Here is a 4,354-nt window from a genome sequence, read left to right as displayed (position 1 = left end):
CCATCAAACCGTTCGTGATTGGTCGCAAGGCGTGGTTGTTCGCCAATACCAAGACGGGAGCACAAGCCAGTGCGGCACTGTACAGCCTGGTCGAGACCTCAAAAATCAACGGACTGGAGCCGTATGATTACCTATGCCGCTTATTAACCGAGCTACCCAAAGCCAACACCCAAGAGAAACTACAGCAACTCCTGCCTTACTGATCACCAGCCACACCGCAAGGTGTGGTTGGCGTTACGCTTACGATGTTCAGCATCAAGCCCTGCATAAGGGTCATCTAAAATCAGCAATTGCGGTAACATTGCCAGTGCACGTGCCAGCATGACTCTGCGCGTTTCGCCCGTGGATAATTGCCGAAAACCGCGCCGACGCAGCGGCTCAAGCCCAACCTTTTGTAATAATGCTGGGAGTTGCTTGGCATCTTGGCAGCATTCCAACACTAAGGATTCGACACTCGAACCGTAATCCAGTTCGTCTTTTTCTAACTCGCGCTCCAGCAATGCTTGTTGCAACCCAAGTGACACCCAGCCGATACGTTGCGGCAAGCCAGAAATCGTTCCTTCATCGGGCAGAATATCACCCGTTAATATTCGCCCGAGCAAGGAACCACAATAACTGTCAGTCGCGAAAATCGCCCAATGTTCAGCAGGATGCAGTTGCCACTCATCGACGACTAACATCTCATTATCACGCCCGTATCGTAACTGTTTAACCACAATACTTTTGTCTTGGTTCGCGACAACATCAAGCATAACCACAGTTCCTTTCTTTTTTAAGGGATGATAAAAGCCAGCGATTACCCAATCGCATTGCTCCATGATATCTAAGGCAATCATATCTAGAGCCACAATATCTTAGAGTCATGATATCTTAGAGTCATGATATCTAGAGCCACAATATCCAATGCAACGGCTCACGATGCACGACAGTCGCTCAGGTTTTATCGGCAGATTTTGGGGAATACGTCACCAGAGTAAAGCTTATTGGGAATAAAATCTAATGCGCTTAATGGCATAGGTAAAGCGTGGCAACATCCAACGGGTACAGCATGTGTGAGGCAACCACTCTGGCAGAACTGTGATAAAATCGGCACCTGTTTAACTTTCATATCAACAAGGTAATGCAATGAATCCCATTATTGCCATCTTAAAAGAACACAACGTCAGTGACGCTAAAATTCAAGAACTGTTTCAAACATTAACCGAAAATCCATTAATGGCGATGGGTACGCTCGGTCAATTAGGCATCCCAGCCGAAAAACTACAACAACTGCTGGGGCTAGTGATGCAGAAACCGGCTTTGATCAAAGAAGCCGTGCTCGAACTCGGTTTGGATTTCTCAAAAGTAGAAGCCGCAAAAGCCCAACTGCAAAAATAAGCGCAGACTGTTCAAGTTTGTAGCCATCATGCGCTAGGGGAATGCGCGTAACTCAGTTCCCCTAGCGAATGTTAAAACCACTAAACCGCAAAGTAATTAAATCTCACAGCAACTAAACCTCCAAGCCATTGACGCTCAAAATGATTAATACCAAGTGAGCTAACTGTGTTGCGCCTGCCACTCCTCAATCGCCTCTTTTGCAGCTCGAAAAGCTTCAATCCCCGCAGGCATACCGCAGTAAACGGTGCAATGCAGTAAGACTTCTTGGATCTCTTCAACCGAGCAGCCATTGTTTAGCGCGCCCCGCACATGGCCCTTTAACTCAGTCGGCGCCTTTAATGCCGCCAGCGTCGCTATGGTAATCAAACTGCGCGTTTGCCTTGAGATGGCATCACGTACCCAAACCTCACCCCAGCAATTGGCCGTAACTAAATCTTGCAGCGGTTGCGTAAAATCCGTCGCACTATTGAGCGCCTTATCCACATAACTATCGCCCATCACAGCACGACGCACCTCAAGCCCCTTCTCGTATTGCTCATCGTTCATCGATGCATCCTTTTTCATATGTGATTAAGCTATGTGATTAAACTCTGTGATTAGACTTATTGAAACCGCCAACCAATCTGCCCTATATCCTTACCACCTATAACTGATAACCAACGTTAGATTGAGCGCACCCAAGAAACGAACTCTTCGGCGAGTCTGGGAGGGTTACAGGCCTCTGTCTGATCTGCGATCTCGTTATAGTACTCGAGCTCGTGAACTATGATGGGTACCGAACGACCGAAAACGCGACTAACGGTTAAGTTGGAATGGAGTGTAGAAGCGACAACGCATACTGCGGCAACAAATTGCTCGGTTATCTCCTGACCGAGCTCAAGGCAGCGATCAAAATCGACATCTTCCTCCGCATCACTGTACCCGAGACCTAGATCGGCCACCCAGCGAGCTAAGATATCCGCAGTCTGAGAGTCAGAATCCCCAAAGACGAGGAGTTCGTTTTGAAGCCAGAAGGCATAGTTCCATTTTGCTTCGTCAGAGCTAGAAGCATTTGGAATCGAGGCATGCCACTCATCGACTGTGTTATAGCCGACTGTCAGCGTAGGTAGACGGGGATCGTCATATTCGTTGTTGATATAGAAAGACAATGCATAGATCTGCTCCGCCTCAGAGGTTGGTATACTCGCGAGCGCTTCGGTAATAGCACTCTGAAGCGCGGTAATCATTGGGATATTCATACTGGGTTTCCTGCTCGTTTAATGCCGCATTTAGCGAATAAAAATAGTGCATTGTAATTGAGAATAAGAGCTTAACCCACTATTTTTGTTCAGCTTAAATGTCTGCCAATATATTAGTATTCAACCAATTTTCCAGTTATCTGTATGCCTTTTCATAAGCATACACTCTGCAAATTTAACAATAGATGGCTCGTTAAATTCTTTTGCTGCTCGTTTGCGGCTTAACAGCGGAAGCTGATTATTAAGCACTGTCATTCCAGTGACGCGCCACCCCTTTTATTTCACAAGAAGTATCCATGAGGCCTCGACGACGGCATCTGCTGCATACGGAAGTGCAAATGCCGCGATCACATGGTCAATGATGTTCCAGACATCATAGTGACATTTCCCATATCCCTATGGGTCAGATATGAAAGAGCGGCCATGCCGTCAACGGTCACTTACATGCCAATGCTTAATCCAACCAACTATCCAGTTATCTGTATGCCTTTTTACAAGCATACACTCTGCAAATTTAACAATGGATGGCTCGTTAAATTCAGGCTTTATGTTAATGCTATTAAAAGCCAAGTCCCATCAATCAATATGAATTGTAATCAGCGTTAAAAAAGCCAATAAATAAAGCAGAAGGATAGCCACAACGTCAAACACGTTACAAAATGTGGCTGTGCCCGCATTAGGTAATGCGACTATCATTCGTTGTGGCCGCCGAAATGGATATCAGCCCCATCGTACTGGCAAAGCTGGTGCCGCTGGATTATGTGATGAAGGATATGAATGAGGTAGTTAAGGGGAATATTTTATCAAACAAAACTTTGATCATTCAAACAAGGAGTTAACAGAGTAACATATTGATTTTAGGAGTCGATGACAGTAATGTGCTGAAATAAAAGTTGCTGGAGATAAAAAGTGAAAAAAACATCTAACAGTGAAGTAGAAGAAAATTACAGCTTTAAAAAACTTATTTATATACAGTTTGTTGAAAAAAGTGGCATTCATTTTTTTTACATAGTGCTAATTCTAGTTGGCTTGATAGTATATTTATCTAGTGCAAATTTTGCTGAAAACGTACAGGTAGTTGCTTATGTATCATTTGCGGCGACAATTTCTTCATTAATTTTGGCGGTCTTTGCCATTTTCTATGCTGTTCATTCAAATAGTGATTTAGCAAAGTCTTTTAACGATATCAAGGGAACTGCAACAACAATTAACTTATCAGCAAAGGATGTTGAATCCGCAAGTAATGCACTTTTAATAATAACTAAAGAGTTAAGTTCAAAAATTAATGATTTCTCTGATGACGTAAAAATCATTCCTCACTCAGTTAATCAGGGTTTCGATAAAATTGGTACTATTTTGAATTCTCAAAGACACTTTTCTGATAAAAACAATGAAAACGTTGCTTTGGATGAACTCAATGAAGTTGATTTAAAAGAAGTTATTGTAAAAGGGGCAATATTGCCATGTAACGTTACTTTATTAGTAATGCCCGAATTCAACCCCGAAGTGCGACACTCGACAATTAAGCAGCTAACTGGTGAAACACCACGGCAGGCTGCTTAAACTTCAAACACTTTTTGGGTCGATAGTTAATTCTATTCTGAGCAAATTCGATTAATTCATCACTCACTAGCCTCAAATCAACCCCTTTTTTGACGTACTGCCGCAGTAATCCATTGGCGTTTTCATTCGCTCCTCGTTCACAAGAACGATAAGGGTGCGCAAAATATACCTACCTG

5 protein-coding genes and 2 pseudogenes are annotated in these 4,354 nt (G+C 43.7%); 3 read left to right on the top strand and 4 right to left on the bottom strand.

Translation table 11 applies throughout. The annotated features are described in order from the left end of the window. A partial coding sequence (locus L5M10_RS23310) for a transposase domain-containing protein (protein WP_263255841.1) occupies window positions 1–203 on the top strand: 203 nt, incomplete at its 5' end. Between the two features lie 39 nt (window positions 204–242). Here L5M10_RS23310 and L5M10_RS23305 read toward each other — a convergent pair. After that, a pseudogene (locus tag L5M10_RS23305) lies at window positions 243–752 on the bottom strand (ATP-binding cassette domain-containing protein); the annotation flags it as partial. 373 nt (window positions 753–1,125) lie between these two features. On the opposite strand from L5M10_RS23305, the gene L5M10_RS23300 reads away from it, so the two are divergent. Beyond that, entirely contained in the window at window positions 1,126–1,377 is a 252-nt protein-coding gene (locus tag L5M10_RS23300; protein ID WP_006083102.1) for a DUF2999 family protein, read from the top strand. Window positions 1,378–1,536: 159 nt separating this feature from the next. Here the strand turns inward: L5M10_RS23300 and L5M10_RS23295 are convergent, their stop codons facing one another. Next, window positions 1,537–1,923 (bottom strand): carboxymuconolactone decarboxylase family protein, encoded by a 387-nt coding sequence (locus L5M10_RS23295; RefSeq protein ID WP_131524148.1) that lies wholly within the window; start codon window positions 1,921–1,923, stop codon window positions 1,537–1,539. Window positions 1,924–2,039: 116 nt separating this feature from the next. Next, window positions 2,040–2,615, bottom strand: coding sequence for a hypothetical protein (locus L5M10_RS23290; RefSeq protein ID WP_263164462.1), 576 nt, complete (start codon window positions 2,613–2,615; stop codon window positions 2,040–2,042). A 909-nt stretch (window positions 2,616–3,524) separates the two neighbouring features. On the opposite strand from L5M10_RS23290, the gene L5M10_RS23285 reads away from it, so the two are divergent. Then, window positions 3,525–4,178: a hypothetical protein gene (locus L5M10_RS23285; protein WP_263256041.1), complete on the top strand. Its 654-nt coding sequence runs from the start codon at window positions 3,525–3,527 to the stop codon at window positions 4,176–4,178. On the opposite strand, the pseudogene L5M10_RS23280 reads toward L5M10_RS23285, so the two are convergent. Then, a pseudogene (locus L5M10_RS23280) lies at window positions 4,138–4,347 on the bottom strand (IS30 family transposase); the annotation flags it as partial. The gene L5M10_RS23285 and the pseudogene L5M10_RS23280 sit on opposite strands and share 41 nt — an antisense overlap. Window positions 4,348–4,354 lie beyond the last annotated feature (7 nt).

The organism is Shewanella sp. SM32 (assembly GCF_025654235.1).
GTDB lineage: Bacteria > Pseudomonadota > Gammaproteobacteria > Enterobacterales > Shewanellaceae > Shewanella > Shewanella oncorhynchi.
The sequence above is the reverse complement of the archived record's forward strand: the minus strand, read 5'-3'. Positions and strand labels throughout refer to the sequence as shown.

Excerpts from the sequence above, each read along its gene's own strand:
- L5M10_RS23300 (WP_006083102.1), top strand. The coding sequence starts at position 1,126 with ATGAATCCCATTATTGCCATCTTAAAAGAACACAACGTCAGTGACGCT.
- L5M10_RS23295 (WP_131524148.1), bottom strand. The coding sequence starts at position 1,923 with ATGAACGATGAGCAATACGAGAAGGGGCTTGAGGTGCGTCGTGCTGTG.
- L5M10_RS23290 (WP_263164462.1), bottom strand. The coding sequence starts at position 2,615 with ATGAATATCCCAATGATTACCGCGCTTCAGAGTGCTATTACCGAAGCG.